This is a genomic window from Limnospira platensis NIES-39 (assembly GCF_026000695.1).
Lineage (GTDB): Bacteria > Cyanobacteriota > Cyanobacteriia > Cyanobacteriales > Microcoleaceae > Limnospira > Limnospira platensis.
Window position 1 is genome coordinate 3,015,952 of the sequence record NZ_AP026945.1, and the last position, 19,580, is coordinate 3,035,531.

The window sequence follows — 19,580 nt, forward strand, 5'->3', positions numbered from 1 at the left end:
ATAATTTCCTGATGCTTGTTGACTGCCACCTGGGTATTATTCATTTTCAGGACTGTATTTTCAGTCCTGAAAACAGATAATATATGGGTGGTTTTATTTTGGACTAGCCTTAATCTAACCAACTAGAAAATGGGTTGACTTCATTATCTTCATCCTCTAAATCACTCTCAGAGCCCAATAGATGGTCTTCTAGTGCATTAATATCATCCTGTATGGCTCCCGTAACCTTACGAGGTAGCTTTACTCCACCTGCTTTTAATAGCGTCAGGATTGCGTTGGTGACTCGTTTAAGTGTGGCAATCTCTGAATATGTCAGATAAAAGGTATTTGAGTTGATAATCTCCGACGTTTGGAGTTTGTTGGTCAATGATTGAATTAATGAAGTTTTGGGGTAAGGAAGGTAAGTATTAACCAACTCCAGAAACTTAGTAAACTGATTAAACCGACTCAACGTCTCTTGGTATTCTGTAGGAGTCAATACTTTATTAGTATTGACATTAGTTACATTTTCTACAGTTACGCTACCTTCAATTGATTCTGTAACTGTATAGTTACCTTGCTCTTTTGAATTCACTGTATTTAATTAAAATTATCTTATCTAATTAATTTATTAAAAATAAACATAAATTATACAATTTACACTTATTTATAAAAATATCAAGTATTACATTAAGTATATATAGAATGTACAAATAATAACCAATACAAAAAACTCGTTAATCCTATTTTGTGATTTAACGGGTATATAATTAGCAACAAGATAGTTATTATGGTTTGTTGCCTGTTTTCTCAGGTAAAGCGCTAAGGTTTCCTTGTACTTGATTAGGTGCTTCAGTTTTACCTGTGGTTAGTTCTCCTAGGTTATCGAGGGTAATTTCAGATTCAGCCGGAATACGAAACATTGAGTTATAGGTTCTAATACTCGCGGGTTTTTTGCTCCAGTAATGAGCAAAAACATATAGCAAAGAATTAATCGAGAAAATTTGAGGAACTTTTAAACCAATAAATCTTAGCTTCCTATCACCCGCGTTAGTTCCTGATGTGCGATATGTTCTCCATACTCCACCCATAGAGGCAGGAGCTTCTACAAAAATCTTTGTGTACTCTATACGTTTCCATGACCTAACTCTAGCCCCTGGTATGATATTACGCCTATTAGCATTAGTTGATGTAGTTCCACTAACGGGAGGTCTCCAGATAGTTAAGTCTCGCACCAGGACGGGTTCCTGTGTTACGGCGTTATCGGATAGCGTATAAAGCAGCAACATAGGCATTGGGATAACATACTTTGATGTCTTGTCTACTGGAGCCTCAACCATCAAACTCCTGCCGATACAAGTGCCTTTCGGTTCCGCTAGTTTAGCAACAAAATTTGCTTTATATTTATCGTAAGCATCATTTAATGGCATAATTTAACCTCATTAATTATCAAACAAAACCTTAGATAGGTAGACATTAACACTATTGTTGTCTACCTAGTTAATGAACCCTAGTCAACAAAAACAGCAATAGCTTCTACATCGATAGAGCCATTAGTAGCATCCAAAACATCATCAGTAGGGATTGTTAGGGATACTGTCACAGCTCCAGTTGCCATGTTGCGGGTATAAGCTGTAACTACCGTTACACCATTAGGGTTTCTAGTTGCGTTTATTTGCGCTCTCTGAACCTGTTCAATAACTTCTAGCAATTGGTGTTCGAGAGTGGCACCATTAAGAGTTACGGGGCTTGCCATAGTCATTACCTCTAATAAATCAATAGTAATAAGATCACACCTATATCAGTTTGGTGTTAGTTATATTTTCGTTAAGGAAATGCTACATATATGTAGCTTCTATTTAATGAAAACTACATTAGACTGTAGTTGGTGGTTGGTTCCCGGTTTTCATCTCTAACGATGTCCTCGTAGCTGTTCTGATTACATCATCTACCCAGCTAGGTTTATTCTCAAAATGTAAAGGAATTTTTACTTTAGACTTCCTAGGGTCTTTATACATTGCTAAAGCGGAACTTTCTCCCATATCGATTTTGGCTTGTTCAAACTTATCAATTAATTCCCAGTTAAGTATTTTGACCTCCGATATATACATTTTTGTTTCCTTTATTCGTTTCGCATTTTCCCTACCGCCAAAACCTTTCCTTTCCTCAAATATCAAAGGGTAAACAATACTAGAATCTGTTAATTGTACTAAATCCTTACAAATACGTTCAGCATCTGACTTGCTAGATTCATTCACAAAAAATGAAAATTTCCTACCATTTCGCATATTGCAGGTTACTTTGATATTGCCTTTTGTGAACGCTGATTTACTAGGTTGAGTAAATATCCTTTGTAATTTATCCCAGGTTATTTTACTTCTTTCTACTGATGGGAGTTCTATTTGAGTTTTTGGTAATGTACTCCTACGTTCTTTAGTCCAATATGGAGGTTTTTTGTAGTTATATAAAATAAAGGTTAATTGAATTTTTAAATTACTACTATTCGGAACTTCAGAGATATCTCCAGACCCTACAAATTGCCCCATATCACGATTACCTAGTATTTCAGTTTGAGCTAACACATTTGCTACATTTTCTTGAAGGTTTCTTAATGATGATACTAGTCTAAATCGCTCTCCACCATTTTCTACAACCGCGTTAACTAATTGTTGTTGTCTATTTTCCTCAATGCGTTGTAATGCAATATATTCATCTAATCCTTGAGCAACTAAAATAATTGCTTCTTTACAGTTATCTGAGAATTCCTCCCAAAATTCTTCACTACTATCTTGATTCCAAATAGTGTTAATATTTCCATCATATTTTTCTGGTAATTTCTCCCTAGCTTCCCTTCTCTGTTTACCGAAACTCCATTCTTCACCTTTTTCGTCACCCCACTTTTCAATCGTTCCTTTACCACCAGGAACCATTGAAACAATAGCCGTTGCAAGTGTTGAAGGACTTTTATCTAAAAACATTTTAACAACCCGTCTACCATGTTTAAACAGTTGCCATGCTATGGCTTTCATAGCCATGTTAAATGACTGTTTAACGTATGAGCCGAAAGCTGTAGATACTTCCATAAGCATTTCAGGTCCCTTGCTTAAGGCAATGTGCATAGCAGCGGCTTTGTTGATAAATGCAATACCAATGGTAGGCAATACTCCACAAACTAATTTACCTGCCATATTACCCAAAAAACCGGCGGTAGTACTAATAAATTGATTAGCAATATTCATCATATTTTTGTCTATCTGTTCATCTGATATATTCCAGTTGAAATTCCAGAAACTATCCCAATTAGACGTGATAAATCGTGCTACTTTCTCAAAACTAAAGTTAGATAAAAACTTAGTAATTCCTTCCCATAACCAACCTCCAAAACTTTTGCCCCATTCAACTACTTTACCAGTTATTTTTGCCCATAGCTTGCCAAACCAACCCATCTCTTGAGTAGATGTTCTCTGAGCTAAATTAACTTGTCTAACGCCATTCCTACCTATACTGCTACGGGTTTGACGGCTAGACAAGCTACGAGTACTCCTTAGCATTCTTGCACTTCTGGCAACCATTACAAAGTCCCTCTTAGTGGGTTATCGCCGTCAATCAATTCGGTTTCTATCTTGATATCAGGAAAGTCTTTTTTCAATAATTCTTGTACTTTATTAGTCTCTTGCTCTCTAATCTCGTCTTGTTTTTTCATTGAATCATATAACCTAGTTAAATCGGCTAATATGTCTTTTGACGGGTCATTACCATTAACTTGTAAAGTACCTTGCGCTCTAACTATTGAGAATATTTCCTTTATTTGATTTAAGGCTGTCTCTAGTGTTTCTTTCGCGTTCTTTTGATTAGTGATTTTAACTTTACTTTCGTTAGGTTCTAGTAGTTCCTCAAAATTATCAGCCTCTGGAGTGAAAGCTGTTTTTAGTTTCTCGTATTTTTCCTCAGTTTTAAAGCCTAAATAGTCTAATATTTCCGAGACTTCCCTACCAGCTTTAAAGGCTGCTGCGTGAGCCAAACCTGCTTCATGTAAGCAGGTTAACACAGCGTTTTGTGTAACCTGATGAGAGATGGCAATTTCCATAACCAGCCCGAAAATTTCAGCTATAGATTCTGCAATATTAGGCAATTTTATTGTTACTTCTTCTTGTTCTTCTGATAGAAGATTGATATCATTAATTTCTACCTTTACCTCAAATTCCCCCCACCTCTCATCATCGATGTCAAATCTGTACATTAACCACTCTGGCAATGTTTTAATTTCTTTAATTCCATTATCAGGATTATCGGCATCTACTGTTATTTTTGTAGGCATTTCAGCCGGAAAGGATTCAGGGTCTAGGAACTCGTAAATCCTTCTAATCATTCCACAGCATTCTTCATTCATGTCTGGTATTGTGATTTGACGAACGTTGTTTTCTGGCGGCAAATAATCTTTATCTTCAGACAGAATCCATAGTTTATAGCTATAATTACGGGTGTTCTCCCAAATTCGTGGACCGTCTAAAGAAGTATAGTTTAATCTAGTACTCGTAGGAAATACTGGATACCAGCGTGTATTTTCATACGACCTACCTCGATAGGCGTCCCACAATACGTCAGACTCATATTCGTAGTATGATTGATGACCTCTATCAATATATGGAACTTCCCATAAATGTATATATTCTAACATTGCTTCCGGGTCTTTAGTCCAAACAGTTGTTACGTCTGTCCAGGTTGTGGCTGGAGTTAAACGGTAAAAGATAGACCCAAATAATGGACTAATCATAAGCCTATTTGGATCACGACATGAAGCGTTATATTCAGAGTTATAAAAACTATTAAAGCCACTTCCATATAATGAAACTCTTTCACAACCTGAATTCATATAGTAAGGTTTTAACGGGTATAACTTACGATGTTTAATATAATCATTATGTACAATTATCGGCTCTTCGTAATTGTACTCTGAATCATGCCATGATTCTTCCCACTCTATAAAGACATCTAATCCAATCTTATTAAGTCTAAAATTTGACGTTGTTGCTTCTTGCCTTCTCCACCAATGCCTATTAATACTAGATGTTCCACTGCTAAGTCTACTATTTACTATTTGAGCAAAAATCATTAAATGCCATTTATTATTATTTTTAACAGGATAATCACGAGGGTCTGGCATTTCGTTCCCCGGTTTTGGTGGTTGCCTTCCTTTATCATCATCTACCTCGTCACCGCTATTAGGACCGCCAAAACTGTTACCAGCACCACCGCCGCCGCTTCTGCCACCCCCAAAACCAGGTCTCCTACCAAACCCACGCGGTTTTTTACCTCCCTTTGGTTCATCTCTCTTTGGTGGCTCCCTAGTAGGACCTGGGTCCCATGGGTTAATTGTGTTTCTAACCATTTAAATAATCACATTAAAGTAGTAATATTATACTAACAAATAATTTATTAATAGGTGGTTAAAATCATGAGAGGTATTAAAAATATCACGGCTAATATCAACGCTGCTAACTGGAGTAACGCCATAGAGTTATTTAACGGGACTATTTTAGAATCATTAATGACAGAAAGATATAAATATGATATCGGTATTTACAGCTATATATCATCGTTAAACGCTAGATGTTACACTCCCAGTATTGCACAATCACAAATCCCCACAATTTACCCGGAAGATAGCTATTACCAACGGTGGAAAAAAAACAGGAAGTGTTGCAGGGAGCGGTAGATTTACAGATATTTTATGGGAATATGGCAACAGAAAACGGGTTAAATTTAGGGATTGTCAAATTGCCATATTATGGAGGCATTCACACCGAAAACCTGTTAATTGAATTAATCACTAATCAAAACGAAGGTTTAGCAATTGATAGCAACTCAATAGTTAAAGCTAGGTGTTTAACTCAGTTACATAACAATGATTCTATTAATATTTTGGGCATGGCTGAATATCAACTCGATACAGTTCCTCAAACCCCTACATTGACACAACCCGAAAATTTTGGGGTGACAATAGGCAATACCCCCACATTAGTTAGACCCTCAAATATTAATCGGTATAGGTTGCACTTACAAAACGTAGGTTCTGTAGGGGTATGGTTTTGTCACGGTGATATCAGTAACTGTGTACCTTATCAATGCCTATATTTACCTCCTAACGCTGGGTGGGATGATGAACTAAAATCAACAGCTTCTATCTATGCTATAACTGAGGATAGCGTAACCAATATTGTTGGATTAGAACAAATAATAAATTGGTAAATTTTACTTTGATTTAGGAGTTTATTATGAGTTTCTCAGTTTACAGTTTTATTGTCAATTTAGACACTCTAAATATGAGCAGTAAAATACCGGGAACTCCCGAAACTACCGCGATAAGTTTGACTGCTAACACTATCACGGAAGTTGTGCCTATCAATGCTACCAGTAACGGTAGAACGGTGTTTGTAAAGAATCGGTCAAATACCAATGTACATCTAATATTTGACCCTACAGGTGATAGCGTGTCAGACGCTGCATTTTCGGTTAAGCCAGGTGATACCATCTCAATAACGTGGGGTAGAACTGAGTTACAGGCGATAGCAGAATCTAGCGCTAGTATCAGCGTTACAATTATCGAATATATCAATATGTAATCATCAAATGAATGGCTAGTATTAAGTTATTAGCCATTTATTTGATTACTCAATATAGAGGCAGTTATGACTAATTTCAACATTTACTCTAGTAAGTTTGGGCAATCAACCGATGACTTGCCAGAAGGTGAAGTTAATCTGTATTTAACTAATGAACGGATACAAGCAGTTATTGACTCCAATACTAATTTAGTCAAATTAACTGAGTTAATTTGGAATAATATTATTAATAAACCTGGCACTTTCCCCCCATCTACTCATTCCCATAGCTGGACTGAAATAACGTCCAAACCGTCTACGTTTACTCCATCAGAACATACACATACTATTGCTAATGTTACAGGACTTCAAAGTACATTAGACGGTAAAGAGCCTACTTTTACCAAAAGTACAGCATTTAACAAAAATTTTGGAACAACTATTGGAACTGTTACAGAAGGTAACGATGTCAGATTATCAAATGCTAGAACACCAACTAGCCATACACATACCTTATCTCAAATAACAAATTCAGGTAATGTTGCTGCCATTGATACAAATGGCAGTACATCTAACTATTTACGCGGCGATGGTGTTTGGGTAACACCTCCTAATACAACCTATTCTGCGGGAACTGGCTTAACTTTAGTAGGAACTGAGTTTAGAAACACCGCCCCAAACGTATCCACCAACCTCTCTACAAGCACTACAAGCAATACGTTAACCGTTAACAGTTCTGACGGTACTAATGCTGTATTACCTGCTGCTACAACAACCGTTGCAGGTGTAATGTCGAACGCTGATAAGACAAAGCTGGATGGGATTGCGGCAGGCGCACAAGTAAATGTAGCAACTAATTTAGGAGTAACAGCAGGAACAACAGCAGGTCCTGTAGTTACATCATCAACAGGAACTAATGTTACTTTACCTACAGCTAGTGCAACTAATTCAGGGATAATTACAACTGGGAATCAGACATGGACAGGAGTTAAAACATTTAATTCATTAATTACCGGGTCAATAAGTGGAAACGCCGGAACAGCAACAGCACTTCAAACTGCTAGAACAATTAATGGGACTTCGTTTAATGGTAGTGCCAATATAACAATAACTGCCAATACTCCTAATACATTAACAAATGGTACGGGATTAACTGGAAATAATTTTAATGGGAGTACTGCCACAACATGGGCGGTTGCTTATGGCACTACAGCAAACACAGCCTGTCAAGGTAATGATAGTAGATTATCTGACGCTAGGACTCCCACAACGCACACACATTCAAATATTACATTAACTGCAGGTGATGGTTGATCCGGAGGAGGAACTTTAGCAGCTAATAGAACAATTAATGTAGATTCAACTGTAGTTAGAACTACAGGTAATCAAACTTTAACAGGAATTAAAACATTTAACATAACAAATAATCCAGTAACTTTTGCAACTAATGAAAGTTTTCCTGATGGAAATATGCTTATTGATTTTAATGTTTGGAGGGGGTTTGACATCCGCCGGATAGGCTCTACTGCTGGTTCGGCAAGTTTAGTACTAAATAGTAGAGTTGGAGGAAATAGCTGGGCGTTTTCTCATCAAGGGAATTATTCTATGCAATTAGAAGCAGATAATAATCCTAGAGTATTTATATATCATGGTATTAATTTTCATCAAAGCGATTGGCGAGCTGTTCCTAACGATAGATGTTCAATACAAGTATACAACGGACAGACATATTTTACAAAGAGCTCAACTCTTTCTTCATCATCTGGAGTACATACTAGATTTAGAGTAGGAGACACAAATGTATCTTATATTAACGATAATGGAGACTACGTTAAAGGTAGCTCTGATCTTAAATTCAAAACACTTTTATCAAAACCAACTCTAGGGTTAAGCGAAATTAACGCATTGACAGTCACGTGGTTTAAGTATAATGAACTTGCAGCATTTCATGGCTTTAATCCAAGTACAGAACAATTTGGGTTAATTGCTCAAGAAGTACAAAATATATACCCTAACGCAGTTGAAGTGGTTAAAAATGACCATACAGATAGTCCTGAAGTTGACGACAAAAAAATAGATTACTTAACAATCATGTATGATAAACTGATACCATTAGTGATTGCGGCAATTCAGGAATTATCAGAAAAAATCGACAAATTGGAAAATATGCTAAACACTCAACAATAAATTAACAGATAATGCCTAATGCACTTGATATATCTGAAAGTAATTGGTTTAAAGTTTATGAACTTAATTTCAGGATAGAAGATGATAGCTACACGGTACTAAAAAATTACCTGACATTTCTGGCAGTAAATTTATCAGGATATTATTTGACGCTGACAGTGTACCCGTGTACTGGAAAATGGCAGGGTGGTTAAAATTTTACACATACAATGATGTGAAGCAGAATATGATGGTTAAACGTGAAATTATATGGCTTAATGAATATCAAATAATTGAATCACCGCCGTACAGCAATTTTTACGCTTCATTTTCTCCACTAGAAAGAATTAAATGGTTTACACTTCATTTTTGGAAATTAATATAAATGAACTTGGTAATAGTTGAATTAGGGTTAATTATTGTCGCGATTATTATCAGTATGTTCATTACGCATACAGGAAACCTAATTATTGAGAATAGGTTAGACGGTATCCAAAATAGCCTAAATTATTTGATTAGATATGTTAATGATTTTATGCCATCAACAGTTTGTAAAAAACAGTTAGAAGATAAAAAGCAATCACCCCCTCTTCCAATTAACAGAGATGATATTGATGATGATGGTTGGAGAAAACCCTAACACCTAACACCTAACCCAATAACTTAAATGGCCCCCTATGGTTTCTAACTGTAGGGGGTGCTTGCATATTTTTTGTTAACAGGAGTGCTGCAACAGGAGTGCTGGAAGTTTATATGAATGCTTGCCTCTAATTTACCCACAATAAACACCCTAAGCCAAAACCTTAACCCGTCTATTAGGGGTAATCATCCTGTGCGGAACCCAGTACCCCTATAAATTGGAGACTTGTCTAGCGGTATGTAGGTATCGGTTTCGATGGGGAATCAATTCCCTAGGATTATGTAGGTATCAGCGAGAGATGACGAAACAAGTTACCAGGTGAAAAGTTGTTTGGGGGTATCGGGTTGGTTCCGGTAGGAGATAGTTTAGATTATGCGATCGCATTTTGTTGGTAGCGAGTAGGCTCCCCAATATTTCCCCAATAACCTGGTTCCCTACGGGAGTCAGGTAGGCGGTCTGATATCGTTGTACATTGATAGGGGTATCGTTGTACATTGATAACCTAGTGGGTTCCCCTATGGGTTGTTTTTGAGCCATATCCTCCCCCTAACCGAAACAGACATATTAAGGGAACTGACCGTTGCGATAACAGTCAACAGTGACGCTAGGAACCGCTAGGCTTGCTGTTGACGGGTATCGCTAGGGAAGTACCCTATCGGTGTTTGGTTAGGGGGAGATAGTAGGCATTTGACAGATTGATTAAGTTGTGCTTATTGATTAACCCGTCAATAATTAAGATTTGTTACTAAGGGATATGCACTAATCGTCCCGTGTGCTAAGACTCAATGGAGTGCATATTGAATGTAACGGTACGACTAACGGGTTAGTTAATTTCCTCCTATCGCAATAATGATAAGGGTTTAAGTTAATCGGAGAGGGTGGGATTCGAACCCACGAGAAGCTTGCACCCCTAACGAATTTCGAGTCCGTCGCAATCGACCATCTCTGCCACCTCTCCAGGCATTTCCAAGCTCATTAATCATTATAGCATTTCCCAGGGAAATTTCAACAAAAAAGCTGTAGGTCTTGGTTGGCCAACAGACACAGAAAAGCACCCCACTCTAATGCTGCGAACTGGTTGGACTCCATTTTAGAGATCGGCGGTTACTTCTGCTGATTTTCTAATTGCATAGGGATTCGGGATCAACTCCCCCCTGATACTCGCAGGTAAAACCATTTTCACACCAGGAAGCCATATCGACTTCTCGAAGGTGAACAACATCAGAACAACTCGGTTGCCAGATCTGGCTAAAAAAAAAGCCCAAAGGATGGCTCTGCTGAGGTCTAATATGGTTTTGAGCAGAGATTCTGTGTTCCCGGGTATCCCGGATTCTTCTACTAATTCCATTTCTGGCCAAATCCCATGGGCTCCTAACATGATTTTAGCCATCCATTGGGCCCTGGTAAGGTGGGTATCTGAGGTGAGGATTTTTACATGGCGCGCACCCCATTGGGTGAGTAAGGGTTGACTAAACATATAATTCCCGAAGGTGGAGTTGGCACATTTTTCTAACCAAACTCCTTGGCTGGGGGCTTTGTTACGCTCAAATAGCTTGACAATGCAGGGGTCGTCGGAACCTTTAGAAATGATAATGGGGATTTGTGGATATTCTGTGGCTAGTTGGGAAACATAGATTTCTCGGCGGATACTTCCCCCCAATACTAAGAAGGTATCAACGGGTTCTCTAGCGGACGATCGCATTATTAACAGGTGATTGACCAGTCCTAGACTCATGAATAACATTAAGGCGCACGCTGCTATGAGCAAAATTTTGACTCGGCGGCGCGCGCCTTGTCTAATCAACCTGGGGGTGTTCTGAGGCTTACTCATCTAAGGCTTCCCAAATCCTACTGCTATAATGTCAAGTTGTGGAGACTTCCGCCGGCTGATACGGAATCCAATTAATAGCATGAGCATACCCAAAATTTGGCAACAATTTTTTTTCTTAGGTTCCCTAAGTTTCACGGTGACTGTCTGTACGATGGCTGCTGCTGAATCTCCTAGTTACCAACAACAACCCAGGAATGCTTATCCTCAAGAGTTTGTCAGCAATTATGTGAGCAATTGTCGTGAGCGATCGCAGAGGTCAGGGCTAACCCCCCAACAAGCGCAAACTATCTGTCAGTGTACCATTTTTGAGTATCAAGATCGATTTTCGATTGAGGAGTTTGTGGACATCCTACAGCAACTTCAGGAAACTGGACAAGCCCCAGATGAATTGGTGGATGTAGCTTTAACCTGTAGTGCGAAACTGGAAAATAATTAAGGGGATGATGGTAAGGGCGCTATGACTAATCATTAGCGCCCTGAAACCGTCATAAGAAGTCGAAATAACTCGCGTCAATATCCAAAAAGAAATTATCCTGAACAACCGCTAACAGTTGCTGAGTACCATCTAGGGTGGTCTGAATAATTGCCGTTCCTTCTGGTAGACTAACATTGGTAGCAACAGATAGCTCCTGGGATGGAACTAATTCATGATTTTCTCTGCGTCCCCGTAACATCACCGTATCTTTCTCTGGGTCAAAATCACCGATCAGGGTGTAACCTCTTCCGGCGCGACTTATTCCCACTAGGGTATCATTTCCTTGGTCACCAAATAACAGATCATTACCACTACCGCCCACTAGGTAGTCGTCTCCCTGACCGCCATAGATGGTATCATTACCGCCGTCACCATAAATTGTATCATTGCCCTGGTTGCCAAATAGCAGGTCGTCATCTGCGCCACCGTAAATGATATCATCACCGATATCGCCGAATATGGTATCTCTACCTTCAGCCCCTGATAAGATATCATTACCCTGACCGCCATAAATCCGGTCATCTCCCCCTTGACCATCTATGAAATCATCACCCATAAATCCGTAAATGGTATCATTACCGCCGCGACCTAGGATGACATCATTCCCATTGGTCCCAAATAACTCATCGTCGTCGTTAGTACCAATTTGAGTCGTGGCTGGACTCAGGGGAGGCAATTGATCAAAATGATTCTGAAGCAGGAAAACATTATTGCCAGGACCACCAAATAAGGTATCTATCTCATCTGTCGATACACGGGGAGGTACAGGGGTTGACGGGGTTGACGGGGTTTCGGTATTGGTTAGATTTTGAATTAGGTCTTCCATGGGTATAAAAAATAAACAACAACTCGGACTTGGACTATGTTTTCTGCTACCCTGATTTTAGCTCAGGAAACCTGGCTAAAAATCCGATATTTGGGTCGGCATGGTCATTTACTTGTACAACATGAACATTCTGGCGATTTATTAAGAAAATATAAAATAATTTTCCTCTAAATCAAAGCAGAAAACGTCCTTGACTAGGGCAATTAAGTCAAAATCTCCTTGGCGATTTTGGCCGACAATTGCTGTACCGGGGGGTAATTGTTCGGGGGAAAGTTAGAGTCGAAAAGTTCCTCGGAAGTCCGTTAACTGGATGATATCCTCATCCAGAGCAAAGTGATCAATTAATGTATAACCAGGAACTCGATCGCTAATACCCATTAAGTATCATCCCCCCTATCACCCAATAACAGGTCGCTACCTGTTTCACCCACGAGAGAGTCATTACCTTGACCTCCGTAAATGGTATCATCATCTCGGTGCTAGTATTAGGTATGTACCAAAGTTGAAGACAGATTCAAAAGCGGCTAACCACGGTTCAAGTGTCGTGATTGTAGACCACAGTTTGTTGAAAACCCCACCAAAAAAGTGATTCACCAAGGAACACGGTCTCTGATTGACCGTTTGCGGACTGAGGGAATTCCCCAGGCTGGAGTAGCAGGAACCGTCCAAGTGCCTGAACCCTGGCTGCCAGACTGCGTTAGTCAGAGATATGTCTCTGTACGCCGCCAAGTCCAGGTAAGGCGCAAAAAAAAGGGGGTTTGGCAGTACCTTGAGGCAAGGAGTGTCTCGCTTAGTAGGCAAGGCCTTGTCCTTTTCCAAGTGTTGGCAGAATCACGTTAGTGCCTAATGGTATTTTATCGATCGCCACAAGGCATCATTACTTCTTTGAGGAATGCCAAAAAGTCCCATATTTATGGATTTCGGTAGTGGTTAGAACTGGAGACTGTGTGATTTTCATCATAGCAATTAGTTCCCCCTCAACCAAAACTCTAGCGGCGCACAATCAAACACCCATTCTAACCCAAAATTATTGATGGTTTTCACCATAATAATATCAACAAAATTCACCTGGTTTAACTTGCAGACAAAATGCCATTTTATCTCCGGGTTATTTTCCCCGGTAATTGTTTCCCGATAAACCAAGAGAGTATTTTGATAAACCAAAATTTCGGAAACCTGACCACGGGGGTTAATTTCGGAAACCCAACCCCCCAATTCCAAAACGCCATCAGCGGTAAGATTACACTGTTCAATTTTTCCGATAGGATGATGATAATATCGAAAATTCTCCCAAGTCATGGTCGGATTTTTCGCCAAAATATATAGGTCTTGATACCGACAAATTCCCTGGGGTATGCGATGATAAACAGCCTGATGTTCGGAAATATCAGCCATGGTATTAGCGACAAAATTTTCGCCGACATAACTGGTTCCATATTCCCCCAAGTCCAAAGTTCTGCTTTCACTATTCAGACAAAATAATAACTCGGAATCATCAATCATTAAATGAGATGGTAATAAACTGCGGTCATGGACGCTAAACAATAATAAACCATTGGGATTAAGTAAGCCATATAACACCCTCAACCAATGGGAAAAAGTAGCTTTGGGGAGATGGCTAAAAAAAGAACAAGCCAAAATACAGTCAAAACTCTGATTACAAAGATAGTCTTTTGGCTGAGAAGTAGACACAATACCATTGACCCCAAACTGTTCAACCTGAAACTTTACCCCCTCGGCATAAATATCAGAAATCCAGACTTTATCTGAGGGTATTTCTTGCACAAAAAACCTGGTAGAACGTCCATAGCCACTAGCAAAGTCTAAAAATGCACTAATCTTATTAAAACCGCCAAAATGCCAATTAACCACCTGTTTTACAGCATCAAATATGCGAATACCATTGCTATAATAACGAATGATCGCGCGTTCAGGAAAGCCTTGATTTTGGAGGGCAAATAAATACATTTCATCCTGATTGTCAATGGTTCCATTAAAGCGTTCAGGAAACTTAACTTGATTGTTAACAAATGTTTTAATTGCTGGCATTTCTGCACCGGATGTGGTATAATTCATGCAAGATAATCTTCCGATTTGTGATATTTAGCTGGTGGAGACAGTCTAGCAGACTGGTTAGCACATCTCAACCGGAAGGGGGCGGGTCTGGAATGGCGATCATCTGGTGGAGTTGAGAGAAAAGGTGATCGGAGGTTGTAAGATAAGATAAAGCTGTTGTTAACAACCCGATTCAAGATCATGAAAGTCTATGTCTTGCTGTTCAATGCCGGGACTGATAATGAGGGAATCCATACAATTCAGATGGGCGATCGCAATAAGGTGTTAATGTTTGAGGAGGAAGACGATGCCCTCCGCTTTGGTGGTTTGTTGGAAGCCCAAGATTTCCCCAGTCCCTGTATTGAGGCAATTGATGATGATGAAATCAAAGAATTCTGTCGCAGTGTAGATTATGATTGGGAGTTGATTCCGTCTGGGGCTTTAGCAATTCCTCCAGAAAATAATGTGGAGGAGTTTGAGTGGGAAAAACAAGGCAAAACCCAAGACGAAAGGGACTCAGAGGAATCCTCAGAATTTCCATCAGACGAACTCGACAGCATTCGCCGTCGCCTAGAAGGTTTACTTTAGCCTGATCACTTGTGAAGGACGAACAGCAAAAAATGACTAATTTGGAAACGCGGGGCCATTTATTGACGGAACAGGCTAATGCGAGTAGTGAAAACCTCGATCGCCTGACTTCCTTGGAATTAGTGGATTTGTTTAACCGCGAGGATGCTAGAACTTTACTGGCGATCGCCCATGCGCGCGAATCTCTGGCCCAAGCCATTGACCTAACTACACAAGCCCTAAAAAAAGGGGGGAGGTTATTTTACGTGGGGGCGGGTACCAGTGGCCGTTTAGGGGTGTTAGATGCGGCTGAATGTCCGCCCACCTTCTGTAGTCCCCCGGAATTGGTACAGGGGATTATTGCGGGGGGCGCAGGGGCTTTAATTCGTAGTTCGGAGGAATTAGAAGATAGGGTCACGGATGGGGAAAAAGCGATCGCCCACCGCCAAATCACGGAGTTAGATATCGTCCTAGGAATTACGGCGGGCGGCACAACTCCCTACGTTCATGGGGCGCTACAAGCAGCTAAAAGCCGAGGGGCAAAAACCATATTTATGGCTTGTGTTCCCAGGGAACAAGTGACGTTTGATGCTGATGTGGATATCCGCCTTTTAGTAGGTCCAGAAATCCTGGCGGGTTCCACTCGCCTAAAAGCGGGAACTGTGACCAAAATGGCATTAAATATTATCTCAACCAGTGTGATGGTTAGGCTAGGAAAAGTCTACGGTAATCGCATGGTTGATGTGGCGGTGACGAATAATAAATTACGCGATCGGGCGATGCGTATTTTAATTGATTTAACAGGTATGACTCGCCAACAAGCAGCCGAATTATTAGAACGCAGTAATAAATCGGTGAAATTAGCCCTATTAATGTATTGGACTGATTTGGATGCGGAAGGGGGAATTCAACTGCTTGATGAATGTCAAGGACAATTGAGAGATGCGGTGTTAAAGCATCAAAAATCATCATCATTGTGAATAATTATGCAGTCAACTATCTAATCCCCACTCTCAGGTTTTCGTCACTCCCTCACCGCCTAACCCCAGAGGGAGTTAGTTATCAATTATCAATTATCAATTAATGAGTGACTGTAACCCGTCAGAATGGCATGGTATTCTTAACCTGACATATTCCCAAAATCATGGCATTACCCAAGTAGTTGATAAGTATACCACGGCCCCCTATAAAATCCAACGCCCTTTTTATCCGCCAGGTGAGGAAATTTGCCATAGTGTAGCATTACATACCGCCGGGGGAATGGTGGGGGGCGATCGCCTTTCCCAAAACCTGCATTTACAAGCGGATACGAAAGTTTTATTAACTACGGCGGCGGCGAGTAGAGTTTATCGTAGCACGGGAAAAACTGCCAGCCAAAATGTTAAGATTAAACTAGAAAAAGGCGCTTATTTGGAATATTTACCACGGGAAACCATCATTTTTAATGGTGCTATTTATCGTCAAGATTTACGGGTAGAATTAGCCCCAGAAGCGACCTGGTTAGGATGGGAAATTACCCGGTTTGGTCGTTCAGCCAGGGGGGAAAATTTTGGACAGGGAGAGTGGCGATCGCACACGGAAATATGGCAAAATGAGAAACCACTATGGATAGATAGACAATGGCTTCCTGGGGGTGAAACCATTTTAGAGAGTCCCCACGGCTTAGGAGGATGGCCTGTAGTTGCTACCCTCACCTGGGTGGGTGAACCTGTTTCCAAAGAGACCCTAAACCATGTTAGAATGCTGTGGGGTGAACACCAAAGCGAAGGAGAAGCCGGGGCGACTCAACTGTTATCAGGGTTATTGTGTCGTTATCGTGGTCCGTCTAGCCAAGAGGCGATCGCCTGGTTTACCCAAATTTGGCAGTTATTACGCCCCAATTTATCAGGAAAAAACATCACTAAACCGCGAGTGTGGAACGTTTAATAATTTCACGAATTTAAGGAGTTGTGGATGCAACTATCACCCCAAGAAAAAGACAAATTGCTAATTTTTACTGCCGCCTTAGTAGCGGAGCGCCGTAAAGCCAGGGGAGTTAAATTGAACTATCCCGAAGCTGTCGCTTACCTATCTGCTGCCATTTTAGAAGGGGCGCGAGATGGTCGCACTGTGGCGGATTTAATGAGTTATGGAACGACTCTTTTAACTAAGGATGATGTTATGGAAGGGGTAGCGGAAATGGTGGACGAGGTACAGGTAGAAGCGACATTTCCCGATGGTACGAAGTTGGTAACAGTTCATAATCCTATCCAGTAAAACAATCACTATTTAATTAACTATGATTCCCGGAGAAATAATCGTTAAACCAGGAGAAATCGAACTTAATTCGGGTCGCGAAACTGTCAAAATCAATGTGGCAAATACAGGCGATCGCCCCATCCAAGTCGGTTCTCATTTTCACTTTTACGAAGTCAATCCCGCCTTAGAATTTGCCAGAGAAACAGCTAGGGGAATGCGCTTAAATATCCCCGCTGGTACAGCCATCAGATTTGAACCAGGAGACCAGCGAGAAGTCGAATTAGTGACTCTAGCCGGAAGTGGTGAAGTTTACGGTTTTAATGGGTTAATTAATGGCACATTATCACCAGAAGTTAAGCGGGAAAAACGCAAAAAAGATAAGTCCAAAAAAAAGCCTAAGTAAATCTGGGGAGTTAACCCGCCGCCAGCTTAAAAATAGCTATATTGTGATTAATTAGGAGCCAAAAATGAGTTATCGCATGGATAGACAAGCCTACGCGGAAACCTTCGGACCAACGGTAGGCGATCGCATTAGATTAGCGGATACAGAACTATTTATAGAAGTAGAAAGAGACCTAACTACTTACGGAGATGAGGTCAAATTTGGAGGGGGTAAAGTAATTCGAGATGGTATGGGACAATCTCCCATTTCTAGGGAAGATGGGGCGGTTGATGTGGTAATTACTAATGCCCTAATTTTAGACTGGTGGGGAATTATTAAAGCTGATGTGGGTATTAAAGACGGTAAAATCTGTAAAATTGGTAAAGCGGGAAATCCCTATATTCAAGACAACGTTGATATTATTATTGGTCCGTCTACGGAGGCTATTGCGGGAGAAGGTAAAATCCTAACGGCTGGTGGAATTGATAGCCATATTCACTTTATTTGTCCCCAGCAAATTGAAACGGCGATCGCCTCTGGAATTACCACTATGTTAGGAGGTGGCACCGGACCCGCCACGGGAACAAATGCCACTACCTGCACTCCGGGAGCATGGAATATTCATCGAATGCTACAGGCGGCGGAAGCCTTCCCGATGAATTTAGGATTTTTAGGGAAGGGAAACAGCGCCCAACCTCAAGGCTTAGTTGAACAGGTAATGGCGGGGGCTATGGGTTTAAAACTTCATGAAGATTGGGGAACTACACCAGCGGCGATCGATGTTTGTTTAACAGTTGCTGATAAATATGATATCCAAGTAGCTATTCACACAGATACTCTCAATGAGGCGGGGTTTGTAGAGAATACCATAGCCGCGTTTAAAGACCGGGTAATTCACACCTACCACACGGAAGGCGCGGGGGGTGGTCATGCGCCAGATATTATCAAAGTTTGTAGTTATAAAAATGTGCTGCCTTCCTCCACTAACCCCACCCGTCCCTATACGGCAAATACCCTAGAAGAACATTTAGATATGTTGATGGTATGTCACCATCTCGATCGCCATATTCCCGAAGATGTTGCCTTTGCTGAGTCCCGCATACGTCGGGAAACCATCGCCGCCGAAGATATCCTTCACGACCTCGGCGCATTTAGTATGATAGCCTCGGACTCCCAAGCTATGGGAAGGGTAGGAGAAACGATTATCCGCACCTGGCAAACCGCCCATAAAATGAAGGTACAAAGGGGGTTATTATCATCCCCAGAAAATGCGGCAGAAACCCATGATAATTTCCGGGCTAAACGCTATATTGCTAAGTATACCATTAATCCTGCTATTGCCCATGGAATTAATGATTATGTCGGTTCGGTTGAAGAGGGTAAATTAGCAGATTTATGTCTATGGAAACCGGCATTTTTTGGAGTTAAACCGGAAATCGTGATTAAAGGGGGGGCGATCGCCTGGTCGCAAATGGGAGACCCCAACGCTAGTATTCCCACACCCCAACCGGTTTATATGCGTCCGATGTTTGCAAGTTTCGGAGGGGCGATATCTGCCACATCATTAACCTTTGTTTCCCAGGCTTCTTTGGCGGGTAAAACCATGCAAAAACTGGGTTTAAAAAAAGCGACAGTTCCGGTATATAATACCCGCCATTTGAGTAAATTAGACATGAAATTAAACGATAGTTTACCCCATATAGAAGTAGACCCAGAAACCTACGAAGTCACGGCAGACGGGGAACTGCTAACCTGTGAACCCGCCACAGTTTTACCCATGGCGCAGCGCTATTTCTTATTCTAACTTCACCCTTTAGGC

General features: G+C 40.6%; 24 protein-coding genes and 1 tRNA gene. 14 read left to right on the forward strand and 11 right to left on the reverse strand.

Annotated elements, in window-relative coordinates:
* Positions 1 to 109: 109 nt before the first annotated feature.
* The 5 genes from N39L_RS14780 to N39L_RS14800 all read right to left on the reverse strand — a co-directional run bounded on the left by N39L_RS14780 (position 110) and on the right by N39L_RS14800 (position 5,368).
* Positions 110 to 574: a hypothetical protein gene (locus tag N39L_RS14780; protein ID WP_014274193.1), complete on the reverse strand. Its 465-nt coding sequence runs from the start codon at positions 572 to 574 to the stop codon at positions 110 to 112.
* A 193-nt stretch (positions 575 to 767) separates the two neighbouring features.
* A complete protein-coding gene (locus N39L_RS14785) occupies positions 768 to 1,409 on the reverse strand; it encodes a hypothetical protein (RefSeq protein ID WP_014274194.1) in 642 nt (213 codons plus the stop codon).
* Positions 1,410 to 1,489: 80 nt separating this feature from the next.
* Positions 1,490 to 1,735, reverse strand: coding sequence for a hypothetical protein (locus N39L_RS14790; protein ID WP_014274315.1), 246 nt, complete (start codon positions 1,733 to 1,735; stop codon positions 1,490 to 1,492).
* Positions 1,736 to 1,853: 118 nt separating this feature from the next.
* Complete coding sequence (locus N39L_RS14795) at positions 1,854 to 3,509, reverse strand: hypothetical protein (protein ID WP_014275314.1); 1,656 nt, start codon at positions 3,507 to 3,509, stop codon at positions 1,854 to 1,856.
* 41 nt (positions 3,510 to 3,550) lie between these two features.
* Positions 3,551 to 5,368 carry a hypothetical protein gene (locus N39L_RS14800; RefSeq protein ID WP_014275595.1) on the reverse strand — a complete coding sequence of 606 codons (1,818 nt, stop codon included), beginning with the start codon at positions 5,366 to 5,368 and terminating at the stop codon, positions 3,551 to 3,553.
* A 66-nt stretch (positions 5,369 to 5,434) separates the two neighbouring features.
* On the opposite strand from N39L_RS14800, the gene N39L_RS14805 reads away from it, so the two are divergent.
* The 7 genes from N39L_RS14805 to N39L_RS14835 all read left to right on the forward strand — a co-directional run bounded on the left by N39L_RS14805 (position 5,435) and on the right by N39L_RS14835 (position 9,387).
* A complete protein-coding gene (locus tag N39L_RS14805; protein WP_014275596.1) occupies positions 5,435 to 5,695 on the forward strand; it encodes a hypothetical protein in 261 nt (86 codons plus the stop codon).
* Positions 5,659 to 6,228, forward strand: a complete 570-nt coding sequence (locus N39L_RS14810) for a hypothetical protein (protein ID WP_231852193.1) — start codon at positions 5,659 to 5,661, stop codon at positions 6,226 to 6,228. Before N39L_RS14805 ends, N39L_RS14810 begins: the two co-directional genes overlap by 37 nt.
* Before the next feature lie 26 nt (positions 6,229 to 6,254).
* Complete coding sequence (locus tag N39L_RS14815) at positions 6,255 to 6,602, forward strand: hypothetical protein (RefSeq protein WP_014275598.1); 348 nt, start codon at positions 6,255 to 6,257, stop codon at positions 6,600 to 6,602.
* A 66-nt stretch (positions 6,603 to 6,668) separates the two neighbouring features.
* On the forward strand, positions 6,669 to 7,895 hold the full coding sequence (locus tag N39L_RS14820) for a hypothetical protein (RefSeq protein WP_014275599.1): 1,227 nt from the start codon (positions 6,669 to 6,671) through the stop codon (positions 7,893 to 7,895).
* Between the two features lie 156 nt (positions 7,896 to 8,051).
* Positions 8,052 to 8,768 carry a tail fiber domain-containing protein gene (locus tag N39L_RS14825; RefSeq protein WP_014276099.1) on the forward strand — a complete coding sequence of 239 codons (717 nt, stop codon included), beginning with the start codon at positions 8,052 to 8,054 and terminating at the stop codon, positions 8,766 to 8,768.
* A gap of 11 nt (positions 8,769 to 8,779) precedes the next feature.
* On the forward strand, positions 8,780 to 8,962 hold the full coding sequence (locus N39L_RS14830; RefSeq protein WP_126277469.1) for a hypothetical protein: 183 nt from the start codon (positions 8,780 to 8,782) through the stop codon (positions 8,960 to 8,962).
* A gap of 170 nt (positions 8,963 to 9,132) precedes the next feature.
* Positions 9,133 to 9,387, forward strand: coding sequence for a hypothetical protein (locus N39L_RS14835; RefSeq protein WP_014274322.1), 255 nt, complete (start codon positions 9,133 to 9,135; stop codon positions 9,385 to 9,387).
* A 288-nt stretch (positions 9,388 to 9,675) separates the two neighbouring features.
* Here N39L_RS14835 and N39L_RS14840 read toward each other — a convergent pair whose 3' ends face one another.
* The 3 genes from N39L_RS14840 to N39L_RS14850 form a co-directional block, all read right to left on the reverse strand.
* Positions 9,676 to 9,882 (reverse strand): hypothetical protein, encoded by a 207-nt coding sequence (locus N39L_RS14840; RefSeq protein WP_167538955.1) that lies wholly within the window; start codon positions 9,880 to 9,882, stop codon positions 9,676 to 9,678.
* 375 nt (positions 9,883 to 10,257) lie between these two features.
* A tRNA-Ser gene (locus N39L_RS14845) sits at positions 10,258 to 10,345 on the reverse strand.
* A gap of 132 nt (positions 10,346 to 10,477) precedes the next feature.
* Positions 10,478 to 11,218 carry a YdcF family protein gene (locus N39L_RS14850; protein ID WP_006616619.1) on the reverse strand — a complete coding sequence of 247 codons (741 nt, stop codon included), beginning with the start codon at positions 11,216 to 11,218 and terminating at the stop codon, positions 10,478 to 10,480.
* 79 nt (positions 11,219 to 11,297) lie between these two features.
* Between N39L_RS14850 and N39L_RS14855 the strand changes: the two genes are divergently transcribed.
* Complete coding sequence (locus N39L_RS14855) at positions 11,298 to 11,654, forward strand: hypothetical protein (RefSeq protein WP_006616618.1); 357 nt, start codon at positions 11,298 to 11,300, stop codon at positions 11,652 to 11,654.
* A 49-nt stretch (positions 11,655 to 11,703) separates the two neighbouring features.
* Here N39L_RS14855 and N39L_RS14860 read toward each other — a convergent pair whose 3' ends face one another.
* The 3 genes from N39L_RS14860 to N39L_RS14870 form a co-directional block, all read right to left on the reverse strand.
* Positions 11,704 to 12,519, reverse strand: a complete 816-nt coding sequence (locus N39L_RS14860; RefSeq protein WP_006616617.1) for a calcium-binding protein — start codon at positions 12,517 to 12,519, stop codon at positions 11,704 to 11,706.
* 377 nt (positions 12,520 to 12,896) lie between these two features.
* Complete coding sequence (locus N39L_RS14865) at positions 12,897 to 12,950, reverse strand: hypothetical protein (protein ID WP_434220741.1); 54 nt, start codon at positions 12,948 to 12,950, stop codon at positions 12,897 to 12,899.
* A 535-nt stretch (positions 12,951 to 13,485) separates the two neighbouring features.
* The gene (locus N39L_RS14870; RefSeq protein ID WP_006616616.1) at positions 13,486 to 14,595 is read right to left on the reverse strand and encodes a class I SAM-dependent methyltransferase; all 1,110 of its coding nucleotides are present in this window, start codon (positions 14,593 to 14,595) and stop codon (positions 13,486 to 13,488) included.
* Between the two features lie 180 nt (positions 14,596 to 14,775).
* Here N39L_RS14870 and N39L_RS14875 point away from each other — a divergent pair, with 180 nt between their 5' ends.
* From N39L_RS14875 to ureC, 6 genes are all read left to right on the forward strand, one after another.
* Complete coding sequence (locus tag N39L_RS14875; protein ID WP_006616615.1) at positions 14,776 to 15,162, forward strand: DUF3110 domain-containing protein; 387 nt, start codon at positions 14,776 to 14,778, stop codon at positions 15,160 to 15,162.
* Between the two features lie 32 nt (positions 15,163 to 15,194).
* Positions 15,195 to 16,121, forward strand: coding sequence for an N-acetylmuramic acid 6-phosphate etherase (gene murQ / locus N39L_RS14880; protein WP_014275603.1), 927 nt, complete (start codon positions 15,195 to 15,197; stop codon positions 16,119 to 16,121).
* A gap of 103 nt (positions 16,122 to 16,224) precedes the next feature.
* Positions 16,225 to 17,067, forward strand: a complete 843-nt coding sequence (locus N39L_RS14885; RefSeq protein WP_006619201.1) for an urease accessory protein UreD — start codon at positions 16,225 to 16,227, stop codon at positions 17,065 to 17,067.
* Between the two features lie 27 nt (positions 17,068 to 17,094).
* Complete coding sequence (gene ureA / locus N39L_RS14890; protein ID WP_006619200.1) at positions 17,095 to 17,397, forward strand: urease subunit gamma; 303 nt, start codon at positions 17,095 to 17,097, stop codon at positions 17,395 to 17,397.
* Positions 17,398 to 17,419: 22 nt separating this feature from the next.
* Positions 17,420 to 17,782: an urease subunit beta gene (locus N39L_RS14895; RefSeq protein ID WP_014275604.1), complete on the forward strand. Its 363-nt coding sequence runs from the start codon at positions 17,420 to 17,422 to the stop codon at positions 17,780 to 17,782.
* A 64-nt stretch (positions 17,783 to 17,846) separates the two neighbouring features.
* Positions 17,847 to 19,565 carry an urease subunit alpha gene (ureC, locus tag N39L_RS14900; RefSeq protein WP_006619198.1) on the forward strand — a complete coding sequence of 573 codons (1,719 nt, stop codon included), beginning with the start codon at positions 17,847 to 17,849 and terminating at the stop codon, positions 19,563 to 19,565.
* The last annotated feature ends 15 nt before the right edge of the window (positions 19,566 to 19,580 follow it).

Excerpts from the sequence above, each read along its gene's own strand:
- N39L_RS14785 (WP_014274194.1), bottom strand. The coding sequence starts at position 1,409 with ATGCCATTAAATGATGCTTACGATAAATATAAAGCAAATTTTGTTGCT.
- N39L_RS14790 (WP_014274315.1), bottom strand. The coding sequence starts at position 1,735 with ATGGCAAGCCCCGTAACTCTTAATGGTGCCACTCTCGAACACCAATTG.
- N39L_RS14800 (WP_014275595.1), bottom strand. The coding sequence starts at position 5,368 with ATGGTTAGAAACACAATTAACCCATGGGACCCAGGTCCTACTAGGGAG.
- N39L_RS14805 (WP_014275596.1), top strand. The coding sequence starts at position 5,435 with ATGAGAGGTATTAAAAATATCACGGCTAATATCAACGCTGCTAACTGG.
- N39L_RS14815 (WP_014275598.1), top strand. The coding sequence starts at position 6,255 with ATGAGTTTCTCAGTTTACAGTTTTATTGTCAATTTAGACACTCTAAAT.
- N39L_RS14820 (WP_014275599.1), top strand. The coding sequence starts at position 6,669 with ATGACTAATTTCAACATTTACTCTAGTAAGTTTGGGCAATCAACCGAT.
- N39L_RS14825 (WP_014276099.1), top strand. The coding sequence starts at position 8,052 with ATGCTTATTGATTTTAATGTTTGGAGGGGGTTTGACATCCGCCGGATA.
- N39L_RS14830 (WP_126277469.1), top strand. The coding sequence starts at position 8,780 with ATGCCTAATGCACTTGATATATCTGAAAGTAATTGGTTTAAAGTTTAT.
- N39L_RS14835 (WP_014274322.1), top strand. The coding sequence starts at position 9,133 with ATGAACTTGGTAATAGTTGAATTAGGGTTAATTATTGTCGCGATTATT.
- N39L_RS14840 (WP_167538955.1), bottom strand. The coding sequence starts at position 9,882 with ATGTACAACGATACCCCTATCAATGTACAACGATATCAGACCGCCTAC.
- N39L_RS14850 (WP_006616619.1), bottom strand. The coding sequence starts at position 11,218 with ATGAGTAAGCCTCAGAACACCCCCAGGTTGATTAGACAAGGCGCGCGC.
- N39L_RS14855 (WP_006616618.1), top strand. The coding sequence starts at position 11,298 with ATGAGCATACCCAAAATTTGGCAACAATTTTTTTTCTTAGGTTCCCTA.
- N39L_RS14860 (WP_006616617.1), bottom strand. The coding sequence starts at position 12,519 with ATGGAAGACCTAATTCAAAATCTAACCAATACCGAAACCCCGTCAACC.
- N39L_RS14870 (WP_006616616.1), bottom strand. The coding sequence starts at position 14,595 with ATGAATTATACCACATCCGGTGCAGAAATGCCAGCAATTAAAACATTT.
- N39L_RS14875 (WP_006616615.1), top strand. The coding sequence starts at position 14,776 with ATGAAAGTCTATGTCTTGCTGTTCAATGCCGGGACTGATAATGAGGGA.
- murQ (WP_014275603.1), top strand. The coding sequence starts at position 15,195 with ATGACTAATTTGGAAACGCGGGGCCATTTATTGACGGAACAGGCTAAT.
- N39L_RS14885 (WP_006619201.1), top strand. The coding sequence starts at position 16,225 with ATGAGTGACTGTAACCCGTCAGAATGGCATGGTATTCTTAACCTGACA.
- ureA (WP_006619200.1), top strand. The coding sequence starts at position 17,095 with ATGCAACTATCACCCCAAGAAAAAGACAAATTGCTAATTTTTACTGCC.
- N39L_RS14895 (WP_014275604.1), top strand. The coding sequence starts at position 17,420 with ATGATTCCCGGAGAAATAATCGTTAAACCAGGAGAAATCGAACTTAAT.
- ureC (WP_006619198.1), top strand. The coding sequence starts at position 17,847 with ATGAGTTATCGCATGGATAGACAAGCCTACGCGGAAACCTTCGGACCA.